The organism is Acidisoma sp. L85, assembly GCF_009765865.1.
In the GTDB taxonomy this organism is placed as follows: Bacteria; Pseudomonadota; Alphaproteobacteria; order Acetobacterales; family Acetobacteraceae; genus Acidisoma.
Window position 1 is genome coordinate 35,462 of the sequence record NZ_LMUQ01000073.1, and the last position, 14,163, is coordinate 49,624.

Here is a 14,163-nt window from a genome sequence, read left to right on the forward strand (position 1 = left end):
CATGAGCCTGATCACCTATCTTACACGCATCCAGTTTGGTCCCGGTGTCCTGAGCCTGGTCCCCGACGAACTCCGCGCTATGGGGTCGAGCATCCCGTTGATGATCACCGACAAAGGGGTGATGGCTGCCGGCCTGGCAGGGCGCGTCACCGCCGGGCTTTCCTGCACGATCACCGTCTATGATGGGACGCCCCCGAATCCAACGGAGTCCGCCGTGCTAGAGGCCGTGGAGGTCTATCGCCGCGCGGGGTGCGACGGGATCATCGCGGTTGGTGGTGGGTCATCCATCGATCTCGCGAAGGCCGTGGCGCTTCTGGTCAGTCATCCACAGCCTCTCGAACAATATTCCGCGATACTGGGAGGTGCGGAGCGCATTACGCGCGATATGCCCCCTGTGATGGCAGTCCCGACCACTTCGGGCACCGGTAGCGAAGTCGGCCGTGCGGCGCTGATCACGCTGAATGACGGCCGCAAGCTCGGCTTCATCTCGCCGCACCTGATTCCCAATGTGGCGATTTGCGATCCAGAGATGACTGTAGGGTTGCCTCCGGTGTTGACGGCGGCGACTGGGATGGATGCGATCAGCCATTGCATAGAGACGTTCCTGAGCCCGCGCTTTAATCCGCCTGCCGAGGCTATCGCATTGGATGGGCTGAGCCGCGGGGTACGTTGGTTGGCGAAAGCGTTCGCTGACGGCGGCAATCTTGAGGCGCGCTCGGAAATGATGATGGCGGCGTTGCAAGGCGGCATGTGCTTCCAGAAAGGGCTGGGTGCGGTGCACGCCATGTCGCATCCGCTGGGAGGCCTGGAGTCGCCCCGTCTGCATCATGGAACGCTGAACGCGGTCATCATGCCGGCGGTGCTGCGCTACAACGAGGCTTTCGCGGAAGAGAAATACGGTCGACTCAAAGCGGCACTAAACCTGCCGCCGACGGCCGACCTCGCCGAGTTCATCACTCACTTGAACAGCACGCTGGGACTTCCGGGAAGTCTCTCGGAGATGGGTGTTCCGGCCGACTGTCTGCCCAAAATGGTCGACGGCGCGGTCAAGGATCATTCCTCGGCCACCAATCCTCGACCGATGGAGGCTGCGGATTACGAACGACTATTCGCCGAGGTGATGAACTGAATCTGGCGGATGCTAAACGCCTTGGTGGCCGCACATCAGAGTTTTGGCAGTGTGCCGATACGGAGGATTTTGATGGCGGCGACGGCTGCGCCAAAGCCGTTGTCGATATTGACCGTAAGAACGCCAGGCGCGCAGCTTGCCAAGGCCGAACTCAACGCGGCACGTCCTTTCGCCGAAACGCCGTAGCCAACGGAGGAGGGGAGGGCGATGACCGGCGCCTCTACCAGACCGGCAACCACGCTGAAAAGCGCGCCTTCCATTCCAGCCACGACGATCAGAACGCGCGCCGCGCGTAATGCTCCGAGATGCGCCATAAGGCGCCAGAGCCCGGCGACGCCGACATCGACGATGAGAGGCGCCGCATAGCCATGGAAGGCGAGGGTGCGCGCCGCTTCCTTCGCTACGCTTAAATCCGCGGTTCCAGCGGCGACCACCAGCGCTCCGCCGGTCAGCGAGTCTTCGGGCGCCAAGGCCCCGAGGATCGCGGTGCTCGAGATAGGGTCATAATCGAGCCGCGTCAGTACCGGCGCGGGCAAGGCCTTGACTTGGCCCGGGCGAAGTCGGGTCAGCAGTAGACGGCGATCGTCCCGGATTGCCAGGTTGGCGATTGCTGCAATCTGCTCGTCCGTCTTGCCGACACACAGGACAGCCTCTGCAGTGCCTGTTCTGCTTTCGCGCTCCCAGTCGAATTGGAAGTTGCTCATCGCCCCGTATGCAGAAAGGCGGAGCCGCGCCGGTAGCGCCGCAGGCCAGCGAAGATGCGACCCTGCTCTGCGCAGAGATTGCGTGCCGTCGCGATCAGTTCTTCGGCGTGCTCAGTATCGCTGGCCTCGATGACGACGCCGGTATGGGTGATGCGGCAGCGCAGGTCGGCGCCTCGCGGCACTTTTGGAAAGAGGCGGCGCTCCATTGCGTCAATAAAGGCGAGATCCTCGGCCTCGATCGCGAGACCTGTCTCCACGCGGCTGGAAAGGCAGGGAGCGGCGGGCAGTTCCGAGAGATCGTCGAGCCCGAATTGGCGCGCGAGGCGGCGCACCGCCTGCTTGTCCATGCCAGCCACGATATAGGGGTGCACCACGGCGTGCTCGGCGGCGGCCTGCAGTCCGGGGCGGTAGTCTAAGAGATCGTCCAGGTTGGCGCCGGAGGCGATGGGTGCCGTCGTCACCTGGGAGATTCGTCCGTAGAGATTGGTTTTGCAGAAATAGCAGCGGTTGACAGGGTTCGCGCGGTAGGCGGGATCGTCGAATTCGCCTGCGTCCACCAGGCGTAACTTCCACCCGTTGCGCGCGGCATGGGCACGCACGCGCTCGGTTGCGTGGCTGGGAACGGCCGGGGAGATTGCGTGGACCACCACCAACTCGGCTATGCCCAGCAGATGGGCCGCATGGGCCAGGGTCATGCTGTCCACCCCGCCGCTGACGGCTATGGCGAGGCGAGGATAGCGGCCGAGCACGGTGTCAAGCGTCGGCTGGGTCATTCTGCTTCCTCAGCCTGTCGCTTGGCGGCGCGTCGAGACTCCAGCCCTTCGATTTCGGCGAGGTCGTCGCTCTCCGCCTTGCGGCTATCGCCAGCCGGGCGGATGGCGGTCTTGACCCTGACATTTGGCGCCTTCGCCGTGCCCAGTTCTCGCGCCAGCACCATGCGCCGCTCCTGCCGCCATCGTAGACCGATCGTGGAGGTTTCAGTGAAGCAGGCGGCAGCAACGCTTGCCTGATCGTCGAAGCGTAGGAGCAACCGGAAGGCATGGACGGGCCGGCCCTTCTTTCCCAAAGCGGAGAGAACTACGAGGTCCCGCACGCCCGCGAGCTGGCGCAACCGTTCGGCCGCCACCCCGATCTCCTCGCCAGTCATATCGTCGATGTCGAAGCTCAGGACAAGGATGTCCTCAGTTCCGATAGTGAAATCCGAGGCTGGGCCGGCCACTTCATCGAAGATGGTGACTCGCAGGACGTTCGGTTGCCCGGGCAGATCGCGCGTGCCTGCACCGGTGCCGCTCGCGCGCAAGCGGCCTGCAGCAGGAGCCGTGGCGTTCGCGACCAGATGGCGAAGGATGGCCGCCCCCGTCGGTGTGACCCGTTCGCCGCTAATCCCATCGTCGCGCCAAGTGAAGCCCTGGAGCAGCCGGGTGGTGGCGGGGGCCGGCACTGGCAATAGGCCATGCTGAGTTCGCACAAGGCCTCCGCCGCGTGGCAAGTCAGAGACGGTCCAGCGGGCTGCCGGCAAGGCGGCGGCGATGCTGCCGGCGGCAACCACATCCATCAGCGAGTCCCAGTCGCCGATCTCGTGGAAATGAACGTCACCGAGCGGCACGCCGTGGATTGCGGCCTCGGCTTCTGCGAGATGGCGGAGGATTGCGATGGCTTCAGGAGCCGTGCCGCTCGCGAGGGCGGTATCCTCGATCCGCGCGACCATGCCGAGAAAGCCAGCGTGCGCGTGATCTCCGTCAGTCTGTTGGGTGGCGCCGGAGAGGCGGAAGCGCAAACAGCGGAGGCCGCCGCTTGTGCCACTGTCCAACAATGGCGTACCCGCCCCTGGTGGCAGCACGGCGGCTGCGTCAGCCAGCGCCCGGTCCCGCAACTCCGGCAGGGCGTCGATCATGGCGGCCACGAACATGTCGCCGGCCATGCCGCCGACCGCATCGAGCTGAATGGTGGTCGTAGTCAAGGCGTGAGGTGGCCATCCGCCAGGGATGGCGCATAGACGGGGACGAGGTAAGGCCCTTCGGGAACAAAGGCGACGTGCTCGTCAGCGTGACGCGCGATGCTTTGCCGGAGGGCCGCATCGATGTTCGTGGCTATGACAACACCTGTGATGCGCTGTTCCTCGGCATCGAGTCCGGTCGTGTAGAGCTCCACACTGCCGAGGCGTGTTGCCTTCAGCTGCATCTCGGTTTGCCATTCATCGATTTCGGCAAGGGATTTTGCCGTCAGCGTGGCAAGGAAACGCTCGGACCCCAGGGCGACCAGACGTTCCTGCGCGGCGCGGAATTCATGTGAGCCGAAACCCTCCGAACACGCAGAGGCGATGATGAGCGTGCCACCGGGGGCGAGTATGTCGAGCGGCGTCACCATGCCTTTGATCGTCTGGTAATAGGTTTTGTCCAGGGGATAGCCGGCCGATGAGGTGACGACGGTCTTGTAGCGACGGGGTACCTCGATGCGGGTCGCGGTCTTGACGAAATCGACGGCGGCCATGTGGCTCGCGATGATCTCGCCGAAAGTGACGCAGACGAGGTCGCGATCCTCGTCGAGCACAGTGTTGAGGGCGTAGATCTCGCCCAGGCGTTCGACGATCTGCAATTGCTCCTCATGGAGCGGGTTGCCTACGAGATTGCATTGGATGGCCAAAGGATCTTCCATGAAGCGGGCCGAGTGGAAGGTCCGGATCGTTTCGTGGTGGGCGACGCCCGGTGCCACCACCTTGCGGCCGCCGGACCATCCCGCCATGAAATGTGGCTCGACGAGGCCGGTTGCGATACGCAGGTCAGCCTCGACGAAGCGGCGGTCTATCTTGATCGGTGTACCACGGGTCTTGGTGACGCCGAGATCGACATGGGCCCCCTCATCGCGGGCGAAGTGGTTTTCGACACGGACTTCGGCCATGACCCAGGGGTCGCCGACGAGTTCGGCGAGTTCCTCGCCTTCGTTGGGGCGATGCAGGCCAGTCGCGACCAGAACGGTGATCGCGTCCAGCGGAATGCCTTCCTCAACCATCGTCTCGATCATAGGGCGAAGAAAGAGCTGGTTAGGCACTGGGCGTGTGATATCGCAGATCAAAATGCAGGCACTGCGTCGCCCGCGTGCGAGGACACGGAGCGATGGGGAGCCGATTGGCGCGTTCAGGGCTTGGCGGATGGCCGCCGGTCCGTCCGAGAGTTTGGGGAGCACGCCTTTGCGGATGATCGTCGCCTTGGCGCCTTCGGGCAGATTGACCGGCAGATGGCCTTTCCCGAAGAGGAGTTGGATCGTTTCGCCTGCCATGCCCCCACCCTGTCCTTGCCGTATGCCGAGAGGGCCTGCCCCTAAATCTCAGTATACAGGTTTGATGACCGGGATCGGTATCCAACTGTCTGTTCGAAAGCAATACGGAGGCTGCTGGGTGGCGCCCTGCGCATAGCGAAGGTCGCTTGTAAGGGGTCCGGATCGGCCGACCCGGACCCCTGGAGGCTTGAAATTACTGTCTGAAACGCTATCGGAGGAGGCTGAGAGTTGCGCCTTTTTCCTTGGCAAAATGCCGATGGGAGTCTGGGTCAGCGATGGCCGCCACGCATTCCGCCGTGGTCATGGTCGTGCCCAGCGTGGTGTCCGTGATCGTCGCCCGCGTCGTGTCCTCGATGGTCGTGGCCGGATCTGCTGGCGAACGCGGGTGTAACCGCGACTGCCGTGACAGAAGTAGCGAAGGTCGCGAGACATAGGATCATAAGAAGCTTGCGCATTGCGTGAGTCCTCTTTTGCCGACGGTTGGTACGCGCGACGGAATCCGGATCCTGCTCTGTGTTTCAGCTTTGCCTGAACTCAGAAGAAAGCGATCTGTCTTCCATTGTGACAACACCCGCCGCAAACAGCTTATTCTCGGTCACGAGATTTTATCGAGCCCGGGCATGATTTCATTCGCGACCGATGCAAGGAAATCCTCGCTGGTCCAACCAACCAGCACATAGGTGTAGCCATGATGTCTCCATAAAACCTGGTGCAGGCCATTGCGTTCATCCGCGCGCAGCCCTCGATCGCCCGGCGCGCCATAGGTGACGCAGAGGGCGAGCGGCTCATGATCAAGACCTGGCCAGCGATAGAGAAGCTGCGCTACCGGTGCACCGTCCACGACGAGCAGCCGCGCACCCACAAAACTCAGGCCCCGCCCCGAGAGATCTGGTACGCGCAGTTGGCGGTGGAGCCGGCTGCCGAACCAATCCTGGATATGCGCGCGCTGGTCGCCCGGCACCTCGACCTGATGCTCGCCTTCCTGGGCGTAGACGACGTGATACTCGGCGATGTCCGCGAGTAACCGATCGCTGAAGCTCGTAGTTGGACTCGCGCTCATCCGGCCGATGCCGATGCCGCTACCAAAACCGATCGCGACGATCAAAAAGGATGCGGCGATCGGAAGGGCGAAGCGCCATCGCGTCCGCCGCTTTGGACCTTCTAGCATTTTGGCTAGTTGCGGCGGAACGTCTCTATAAGCGGGCCGCTCGAAGACCTTGCGTACCAGCATCGCGGATTGGCGAAGGCGCCGAACCGTTTCTTGTGCGGCAGGGTCGTGCGAGATGACTTCCGCGACACCGCGGGCCGTGGCGGGATCCAATTCGCCGTCGAAGAAGGCCAAAAGAGTTATCTTGTCTAGCGCCGACATATCGACATCCGCTGCACATTCGCGCTTGCAGGGCGCTCTGTGGCCTCGAGCCTCGCCATAAGCGTCAGCCGGGCACGGGATAGTCGGCTCATGATCGTGCCGATCGGAACGCCTGCGACTTCGGCGGCTTCCCTATAGGTCAGCCCTTCGACGCAAACCAATAGAAGCACTACGCGTTCAGCTTCGGGCAAGGAGAAGATTTCCGCCTCGACCCGATCCAGTTCCAGCATCGATTCGACAATTCGCTCTCCGTGAACCGCGCGCTCCTCGTCAGGCTCGCCGGCGTCGCTATGCCTATTACGGACCCCACGAGCGCGTAGTTCATTGAGCCAGACCGTCTGCATTATCCGGAAGACCCAGCTCTCAAGCTTGGTATCCGGTGACCATTGAGCCTCTCGGCTGATGGCGCGCTCGCAGGTCATCTGCACCAGATCGTCCGCGTCCTGACGCGACCGGGTCAATGTCATCGCGAAGCGGATCATGCTGGGCAGTAGCCAGCTCAGATGCACTCGCACTTCTGGCTCCATGAAGATCGCCCTCTGGTAGGAGGACAACACTCACGCCCTAAAAATTATTCGGCAAAAACGGTCCGCAGGCGGCTTTTGATTGCTTCAAGCGCTCAGCCACGTCTGAACGGCAGTGCGGAGGAAGGCGGCATCCTCAGGTATATCTGAAGGCGCCCCGGCGACGTGTCCCCAGATGCTGGGTATCGGACGAAGCTTCGCCGCACTCAGCCATTCCAATTCTGCGGCATTGTCTGCGACAGGAAAGTAGAGGTCGGTGGCGCTCGGAATGAGCAAAACGCGGGACCGGATCGCCGCCAAAGCCGCAGCCAGATCACCATGGTATCGTGCATTGTCGCTGATATCACAGGCATACCAGGTCCGGAGCTGCGCGTAGAGATCCGCCGCGCTCAATTTCCTGAAACCGGGTTCCCAATGATCATCGAGAAAAGCGTCGAGATTGGTGGCGCCGGTGCTGCTGAGATGAAGCCCGGCGCGAAACCAATCCTGACTCATGGCCCAGCCCGCATAGACGCGGGCGAAAGCGCGGATGGCGGCGTTCGGCGCCGATGCGAAACGTCCATCGCCAATGTATTCGGGTGCGCTTTCGAGTATTGCCATCAGCCCCGCGAGGAAGACACGATTATGCACGGAAGTTCGCGCACTGCCGCAGACGATGATTGCGCGATCCGCGACATGAGGCTCGAGCGCGGCCCAATGATAAGCCTGCTGGGCTCCCATCGAAAAACCATAGGCGCAGGCGATGCGATCCACGCCAAACACCTCGCGAAGGAGGCGCTGTTGCGCCAAAACATTGTCTTCCGCCGTCACAAGCTCCGGATAGTTTTGCGTATTCGACGGGCTAGAGGATAGACCATTGCCGAACATGTCCGCGATCACGATGAACCAGCGATTCGGGTCGAGCACGCTGCTTGGTCCTATTGCCCATTCGATATCCTGGTGCTGCGCGCTGTAGCTCGTCGGGTAGACAACGACGTTGTCTCGGGCGCTGGACAGCGTCCCATACGCCTTCCAGGAGAGCCTGGCGGCGGGGAGAACGCCACCGGACATAAGCGGCAGTTCGCCGAGAGCGAAGAACCCCTGCCTCGTCGGCCAGCTCATGTCACTATCCTCATGGGTGCTTTACTCCAAGCGAGCTTGACCCAGTGACTATCATGCTTGCAACGTGCTTTATGGCAAGGGTGATGGCGAGATTCACGCCGCCTTAGGTTGAAGCTGGGTTAGGCTGCCACATGTGCTTCGCATGAATGCCACGGTCGAACTCTGGGATTGGCGGCGTCGTGTTGCCGACCTCTATGCGGCCGTTCGGGCCAATCCTGACCCTCATGCCGCGTGGCGGCAATGGTCTGAGGTGCGGTCGCTGCTATTCCGCACCCACCCACAATCTCCCATAGAATCAGCCGAACGCACCGGCTACCCTGGTCCTGAGGTTTTCCCATACGATCCGCGGTTTCGCTTCGAGGTGACACTGCGGCCCGCGGCGGGCAAGAAGCTTGATTTGCCGGCCGGCGAGGATGGCGGCGTTACTCTGGAGCCTTTCGCCCTCACCGAGGGACTTAGGTCGAGCCTCGGGGGCGAACTGACGCTGTATTGGATCGGCGGATACGGCGGCGGCGTGTTTCTGCCTTTCGCGGATGCTACCAGCGGAGGCGAAACCTACGGAGCGGGCCGCTATCTTCTCGATACGATCAAAAGCGCTGACCTAGGCGAAACGCCTGATGGCAGCCTCATCCTCGATTTCAATTTTTCCTATGCCCCGTCATGCGCGCACTCACCGCGTTACGTATGTCCGCTGGCGCCGCGGGAGAACCGTCTATCCGCAGGGATCAGCGCTGGTGAACGCTGCCGCGTCTAACGGCTGATCTGGGGCGCGTATGCGCGACGGTCAATTCACCTGCCACGAAGGCAAGACCTGGCCGGCTTAGTTCAGTGGCGGCAGCGCAATTGCTCAATCAACATTGCGACAAAGCAATTTGCGTCGTGGCGAGGAGGTCCTGCGAATGGGTGGTTCGAGTGTAATTCCGGGACTTGACGCGGATGATCCGGGTCCGAGCGATTCTGGATTGGCGCAAGATCTTGTCTTCGTCGGTTTGCTCTCCGGTAGTTACCTGCGCCTGCTGAGGGAAAGTCTTGCGCCAGCCGACCTGGAGCCGATGGCCGCGGCGCGATGGCTTTATGAGGAGGCGCCATTTTGCCTGCTCGCCCATAACACGTCACCGGATCCGCGCTTTGTCTACGCAAATCGCGCGGCGCAGACCTGTTTCGGATATAGTTGGGACGAGATGACCCGGCTGTCTTCGCGGCTCTCCGCCGAGGCTCCGAATCGAGCCGAGCGGCAGCACTTGGTCGAAGCAGTCACGCGGGACGGGTTCGCGACGGGCTATCGCGGTTTGCGCATCGCCAAGTCGGGGCGGCGCTTCTGGATTGAGGACGTGACCATGTGGCAGGTTACCGATGACGCTGGAGCGGTGCTCGGCCAAGCCGCCACCTATCGCCGCTGGCGCGACGCCTGAGTATCGAGGGCACCGTTCTCGCTTTGTAGGTTACCGACTAAACGCCCGGGGGTTCGATCAGGAGGCGAAATTGAAGTGTCGCGTTATGGTCACCGCTGGCGCCGTTGTCGCCGGCGCTTTCTTGGGGCCAAGCCCTGTTCTTGGGCAGACTGTCCTCATGGGGAGTGCAGCCTATGGCGATTGGCGCAGCGATGCGCCCGGTGTAACGCGCCGCATAGCGCCTGCGGATATTCCCGCGCCTTCCGAAAGCCGGTCCGTCAGCAACGCACCGGACATTGTGGATCGGCCATCGACCAGTTCGCTTCGAGTTCCCGCGGGATTTGCCGTCACTCAGGTCGCGGCCGGCCTGACAAATCCGCGCATTGTGCGCGTCGCACCGAACGGCGACATCTTCGTTGCTGAGAGCATTGCCAATCGCATTCGAGTGATGCGGGCCGCCGACGGGGCGACGCAGCCTCAGCGGATGGAGGTTTTCGCGCGCGGCCTCGATCGCCCATTCGGCATGGGTTTCTATCCGCCCGGCCCGAATCCACAATGGCTGTATGTCGCGGACACCAATTCGGTCGTTCGGTTCCCGTATAGGAATGGGGACCTTGCCGCGATGGGCCAGCCGCAAATTGTGGTCGCACAAATCTCCCAAACCTCGGCCCATCACTGGACGCGTGACCTGGCGTTCAGCCGGGACGGGAAGTTGATGTATGTCTCTGTCGGTTCGGGGTCGAATGATGCGGAAGACATGGGACCTCTGGGCTCGGCGGCGATTGCTGCGAATGAGTCCAGATACGGTGTGGGCGCAAGCTGGGGCAATGAGGCTCAGCGCGCGGATGTACTCGCCTTCGACCCTCGCGGCGGTAACCGCCATGTCTTCGCGACGGGTTTGCGCAACTGCGCGGGGTTGGCGGTGAACCCGCGGACCGGCGATGTTTGGTGCTCGACCAATGAGCGCGACGGCTTGGGAAACAATGTGCCGCCCGACTACGTGACCCGGGTGCGAGAGGGTGGCTTTTATGGCTGGCCCTGGTTCTATATCGGCGATCACCAAGATTCCCGCCACGCCGGGGAGCGTCCGGATCTTGCCGGTCGGGTGGACGTGCCGGATGTGCTGATCCAGACGCATTCGGCACCCCTAGGCATGGCATTCTATCAGGGTGTGGGCGTGGCCGCTTTTCCATCTGAATACACGGGGGATGCGTTCGTTGCCCTTCACGGGTCATGGAATCGCGCAGGCCGCACCGGCTACAAGGTGATTCGCATCCCGTTGCACGATGGAATTCCGGAGGGCGTCTACCAGGATTTCCTGACCGGCTTCGTCGCCAGCGATTCCGGCGTTTGGGGGCGGCCCGTCGGTATCGCGGTGGCACATGACGGCGCCCTGCTCATCACCGACGATGGCGGGGGTGTGATTTGGCGGGTGGCGTATGGAGCGCGCCGGAGCACAAAGTAGCCGCTTACGGTGTTTGTCCGTTACTGATCGAGCGAGGGCGCCCTACAAACAACGCTCTCCCAGCGCCCAGCGCGGCAAGAGCCCCTGCGACACCAAACGCTAGGAAGAGCACCCCCATGCTGGCGAAGCTTCCCGTCCAATGACGCAGCAATCCGGCCAGGAGAGGTCCGCCGGCTGCCAGGGTGTAACCGACACCCTGTGCCATCCCGGATAGTCGAGCGGCGACCTGAGCGTCCGGTGCGCGCAGCACGATCATGGTCAAGGCGACGGCGAACAGACCACCCTGGCCTAAACCTAGTATCACGGCCCAGATCCAAACCATGGAAAGTGGCGCGAACAGCAGAGCGAGAAAAGCGCCCGTCGCGAGCACGACCAGCATTAGGCTTATGCCAATCTGTGTCGGCTGACGGGTCGCCAGTGAAGGCACGGTCAGGGAGGCGACCATCTGTCCCACCACCGACACCGACACAACGAGGCCAGCATGAAAACTGTCCAATCCGCGGGCGTGCAGAGCAGGCGCAAGCCACCCGAAAACAGTATAGGCCTGGGCGGATTGCAGACCCATGAACAGCGTGACCTGCCAAGCAAGTCCGTCCCGCCATAGGCTCTGTGTCGAGGCACCGGCATGGCGCGGCGTGGCCGATTTGCGATAAGCCAGCGGCGCCCAGATCACGGCCGCGGCCATCGCCGGTGCCGCCCAAATCGCTAGACCCCATCGCCATGATCCGTCAGCCAGACGCTCTATCGGCACTGTGGATGCGGCCGCAAGCGCGGCGCCCATGCAGAGGGCGGTGCTGTAGAGCCCGGTCAGGAGTGCGATGTGCTTGGGGAAGTCCCGCTTCACCAAGCCGGGTAGCAAGACGTTCCCGACCGCAATGCTGCCGCCAACGATAGCGGCGGCGACAAACAAAAGCGCGGGCGCGCCCAGGCCGCGCAAAGCGGTGCCGAAAGCGAGTAGAAGGACCGCTCCTAGCAGTGTCCGCTCGGTGCCAAAGCGACGGGCCAGGATCGGTGCGACCGGGGCGAAAACACCCATGCACAATACTGGTAAGGTGGTGAGGTAGCTGGCGTCCACGGCGGTAAGCCCGGTCTGCCGGGTGATGTCGGGCAATAGCACCGAGAAACTTGAAAACACCGTCCGCAGGTTGAAGGCGATCAGGACCAAGCTCGCACCAAGTATAAGGCCGGCGAGGCGACCGCGAACCCTCTCCGGCGCAACAGGCGGAACGTCTCCCGCTTCCGCATCGACCAGTTCGCGTTTAAGCCCAGAAGCGAGTTCCAGCGAGGTCACGTGCAAGCTGCTCCAAAGGTCTTCATTCTCCGCGCCGCGCGCCCATTTGGCGCCGGGTCAAGCGCGAGTGCCATATGGGTTCAAGATCATCGGCCATGCCGAAATGCGATCCGAAGGCTCAGCTGCCTGGACGTTTCGTAACCCGCAGCTAACGACCTACGGCGCCGCAGCAGCGGCTGAACGTTCGTGAACAACTGTCTCTGGCATCAGAAGCCAGACGAGGATAGTTGCCAGAAGGCCCGCCGCTGCGAGCACCAGGAACGCCAACCTCACTCCCGCTACCTCGGCGATCTCGCCGGTTACGGCATTGCTCAGCGTCGCCCCAAGCCCGGACGCGAGCCCAATCGCACCCATCGTCAGATTGAAATGCCCCCGCTCGCGCGCGATGTCGGCCGCGATGAGTGGCAGCGTTACGCCAATTGTCGCGGCGCTGACGCCGCTCAGTCCCTGAATTAGGACAACCGGTATCGGCAATGCGGTGAGCGCGAACAGGACTCCGCGCAACGGTTCGACCCCGAATCCCAGCAAGAGAATGAACCGGCGGCCGCGATGTTGTGCCGTGCGCCCGACCCAGGGCGAGATGACGGCGACGATGACCTGCGGCCAGACGAGGCAGGCTGCAATGACGAGATTGGCGATGCTGCCCGCTTTGCCCGCGATCTCATTGCCAACGAAGGGCAACATCGCCGCGTCGGCCATTTGGAACAGGACGATGCAGGCCATGAAGGCGAGCAGCCTCCGATCCAGGGCAAGAGCCCGCAACTCGACCCATGCGCTCGCCTTAGGCCGTTCACGCTCGAGGGCGTCACGCACGGCGCGTCGTGATTCGATGCGTGACAATGCGAACAGCGAAGGCGCGCAGAGCAGAGCGGTGAGCCAGAATACCGAGCCGGGTGCGAAATAGTAGCCGCATACACCCATTGCGGCGGCCGCGACGCCGTTCCCGATCGAGGCAAAGCGTGCGTTTCGCCCAAGCCGCTCACCCAGTAATGCGCCGCCAACGATCGTTATACTGATCGCCGCGATCGCGGGGCTGAGCATGCAGCTCGCGAAGCCATGCAGAATCTCGGCAAGGCCGATTCCTGCTTGCGATGGCGCCAATACAAAAAGCAGAGCGCTTGCGGTGATTGCGACGATCGCAATTGCTGCCGCGAGGCGCTTGCTTCGCATCGCGTCCACCAAGGCGCCAGCGGGGAGTTGGCTCGCCATGGCGACGATTGTGCCCAGCGAAAGGACGCTGCCGATTTGCAGCTCTGTCCAGCGCTGGGTGGTGAGGTAGATGGCAATGAACGGGCCGAAACCGGTCTGTACATCGGCGACGAAGAATGTCAGCAAGTCGAGGCCGCGCAAGCTGCGCGGCGAGGCGTGCCCGGCGCTCAAGGAGTCGCTTTGGTCGCGGGGGGTTGAGTAGCAACCGGGACAGAAATCGCGTCGGGTTTGTATTCAGGCAAGGCCTTGAGTTTGGTGGCATCGAGAATCACGGTGATGGCGATGCCATTCTCGTTGACGGCGAATCGCAAAGCATCCCATTCCACAGCGACATCGCGGTTGCCGACACCAAGGAAGCCCGCGAATTCGACCACTGCCGCCTTTGGAACACCGCGCTTGTTGATCAGCACGTTTACAATCGCGCCAATCACGTTGCCTTTTCCGTCGAGCACCTGCTGACCAAGCAATCCTTCAGCATAGGCTTTGGGGAGATGCACAAGCTTAGGCGAGGGCGGCGTGGTCTGCTGCGCGACCGCTGGAGCGACGGATGGTGTCTGCGTTGCTCCAGTGGCGCTATCGGAAGTTTGGGCGAATGCCGATACGGTGCCCAGCGACAGAGTAAGAACCAGGCAAGGCGCCGCGCCGCGTGCCCATGAGGCTCTCGAGCGGTCACGCTCCTTTTTGACGGAGCACGTCGCTCTGAC

At 62.6% G+C, this 14,163-nt stretch carries 14 protein-coding genes; 4 read left to right on the forward strand and 10 right to left on the reverse strand.

The window, feature by feature from the left end; genetic code table 11:
* Position 1 precedes the first annotated feature (1 nt).
* Complete coding sequence (locus GSQ83_RS23740; protein WP_158805352.1) at positions 2-1,129, forward strand: iron-containing alcohol dehydrogenase; 1,128 nt, start codon at positions 2-4, stop codon at positions 1,127-1,129.
* Between the two features lie 35 nt (positions 1,130-1,164).
* On the opposite strand, the gene larB is transcribed toward GSQ83_RS23740, so the two are convergent.
* The 7 genes from larB to GSQ83_RS23775 all read right to left on the reverse strand — a co-directional run bounded on the left by larB (position 1,165) and on the right by GSQ83_RS23775 (position 8,103).
* Positions 1,165-1,833 (reverse strand): nickel pincer cofactor biosynthesis protein LarB, encoded by a 669-nt coding sequence (gene larB / locus GSQ83_RS23745; protein WP_158805353.1) that lies wholly within the window; start codon positions 1,831-1,833, stop codon positions 1,165-1,167.
* Positions 1,830-2,606, reverse strand: coding sequence for an adenine nucleotide alpha hydrolase (locus GSQ83_RS23750; protein ID WP_158805354.1), 777 nt, complete (start codon positions 2,604-2,606; stop codon positions 1,830-1,832). The genes larB and GSQ83_RS23750 overlap by 4 nt, the downstream gene beginning before the upstream one ends.
* Complete coding sequence (locus tag GSQ83_RS23755) at positions 2,603-3,793, reverse strand: LarC family nickel insertion protein (protein ID WP_216850532.1); 1,191 nt, start codon at positions 3,791-3,793, stop codon at positions 2,603-2,605. The genes GSQ83_RS23750 and GSQ83_RS23755 overlap by 4 nt, the downstream gene beginning before the upstream one ends.
* Positions 3,790-5,109 (reverse strand): nickel-dependent lactate racemase, encoded by a 1,320-nt coding sequence (larA, locus tag GSQ83_RS23760; protein WP_158805355.1) that lies wholly within the window; start codon positions 5,107-5,109, stop codon positions 3,790-3,792. The genes GSQ83_RS23755 and larA overlap by 4 nt, the downstream gene beginning before the upstream one ends.
* Positions 5,110-5,704: 595 nt before the next feature.
* Positions 5,705-6,478: an anti-sigma factor gene (locus GSQ83_RS23765; RefSeq protein ID WP_158805356.1), complete on the reverse strand. Its 774-nt coding sequence runs from the start codon at positions 6,476-6,478 to the stop codon at positions 5,705-5,707.
* Positions 6,466-7,032 (reverse strand): RNA polymerase sigma factor, encoded by a 567-nt coding sequence (locus GSQ83_RS23770; protein WP_216850535.1) that lies wholly within the window; start codon positions 7,030-7,032, stop codon positions 6,466-6,468. Before GSQ83_RS23770 ends, GSQ83_RS23765 begins: the two co-directional genes overlap by 13 nt.
* A gap of 57 nt (positions 7,033-7,089) precedes the next feature.
* Positions 7,090-8,103 carry an alpha/beta fold hydrolase gene (locus tag GSQ83_RS23775; RefSeq protein ID WP_158805357.1) on the reverse strand — a complete coding sequence of 338 codons (1,014 nt, stop codon included), beginning with the start codon at positions 8,101-8,103 and terminating at the stop codon, positions 7,090-7,092.
* Between the two features lie 142 nt (positions 8,104-8,245).
* Between GSQ83_RS23775 and GSQ83_RS23780 the strand changes: the two genes are divergently transcribed.
* The 3 genes from GSQ83_RS23780 to GSQ83_RS23790 all read left to right on the forward strand — a co-directional run bounded on the left by GSQ83_RS23780 (position 8,246) and on the right by GSQ83_RS23790 (position 10,959).
* Complete coding sequence (locus tag GSQ83_RS23780) at positions 8,246-8,857, forward strand: DUF1684 domain-containing protein (RefSeq protein ID WP_158805358.1); 612 nt, start codon at positions 8,246-8,248, stop codon at positions 8,855-8,857.
* A gap of 145 nt (positions 8,858-9,002) precedes the next feature.
* Positions 9,003-9,515 carry an MEKHLA domain-containing protein gene (locus GSQ83_RS23785; RefSeq protein ID WP_158805359.1) on the forward strand — a complete coding sequence of 171 codons (513 nt, stop codon included), beginning with the start codon at positions 9,003-9,005 and terminating at the stop codon, positions 9,513-9,515.
* 70 nt (positions 9,516-9,585) lie between these two features.
* Positions 9,586-10,959 (forward strand): sorbosone dehydrogenase family protein, encoded by a 1,374-nt coding sequence (locus tag GSQ83_RS23790; RefSeq protein WP_216850537.1) that lies wholly within the window; start codon positions 9,586-9,588, stop codon positions 10,957-10,959.
* Positions 10,960-10,963: 4 nt separating this feature from the next.
* Here GSQ83_RS23790 and GSQ83_RS23795 read toward each other — a convergent pair whose 3' ends face one another.
* The 3 genes from GSQ83_RS23795 to GSQ83_RS30120 all read right to left on the reverse strand — a co-directional run bounded on the left by GSQ83_RS23795 (position 10,964) and on the right by GSQ83_RS30120 (position 13,926).
* Positions 10,964-12,250, reverse strand: coding sequence for an MFS transporter (locus tag GSQ83_RS23795; RefSeq protein ID WP_254065873.1), 1,287 nt, complete (start codon positions 12,248-12,250; stop codon positions 10,964-10,966).
* A gap of 156 nt (positions 12,251-12,406) precedes the next feature.
* A complete protein-coding gene (locus tag GSQ83_RS23800) occupies positions 12,407-13,630 on the reverse strand; it encodes an MFS transporter (RefSeq protein ID WP_158805361.1) in 1,224 nt (407 codons plus the stop codon).
* Positions 13,627-13,926 carry a PRC-barrel domain-containing protein gene (locus GSQ83_RS30120; protein WP_216850539.1) on the reverse strand — a complete coding sequence of 100 codons (300 nt, stop codon included), beginning with the start codon at positions 13,924-13,926 and terminating at the stop codon, positions 13,627-13,629. The genes GSQ83_RS23800 and GSQ83_RS30120 overlap by 4 nt, the downstream gene beginning before the upstream one ends.
* Positions 13,927-14,163: the final 237 nt, after the last annotated feature.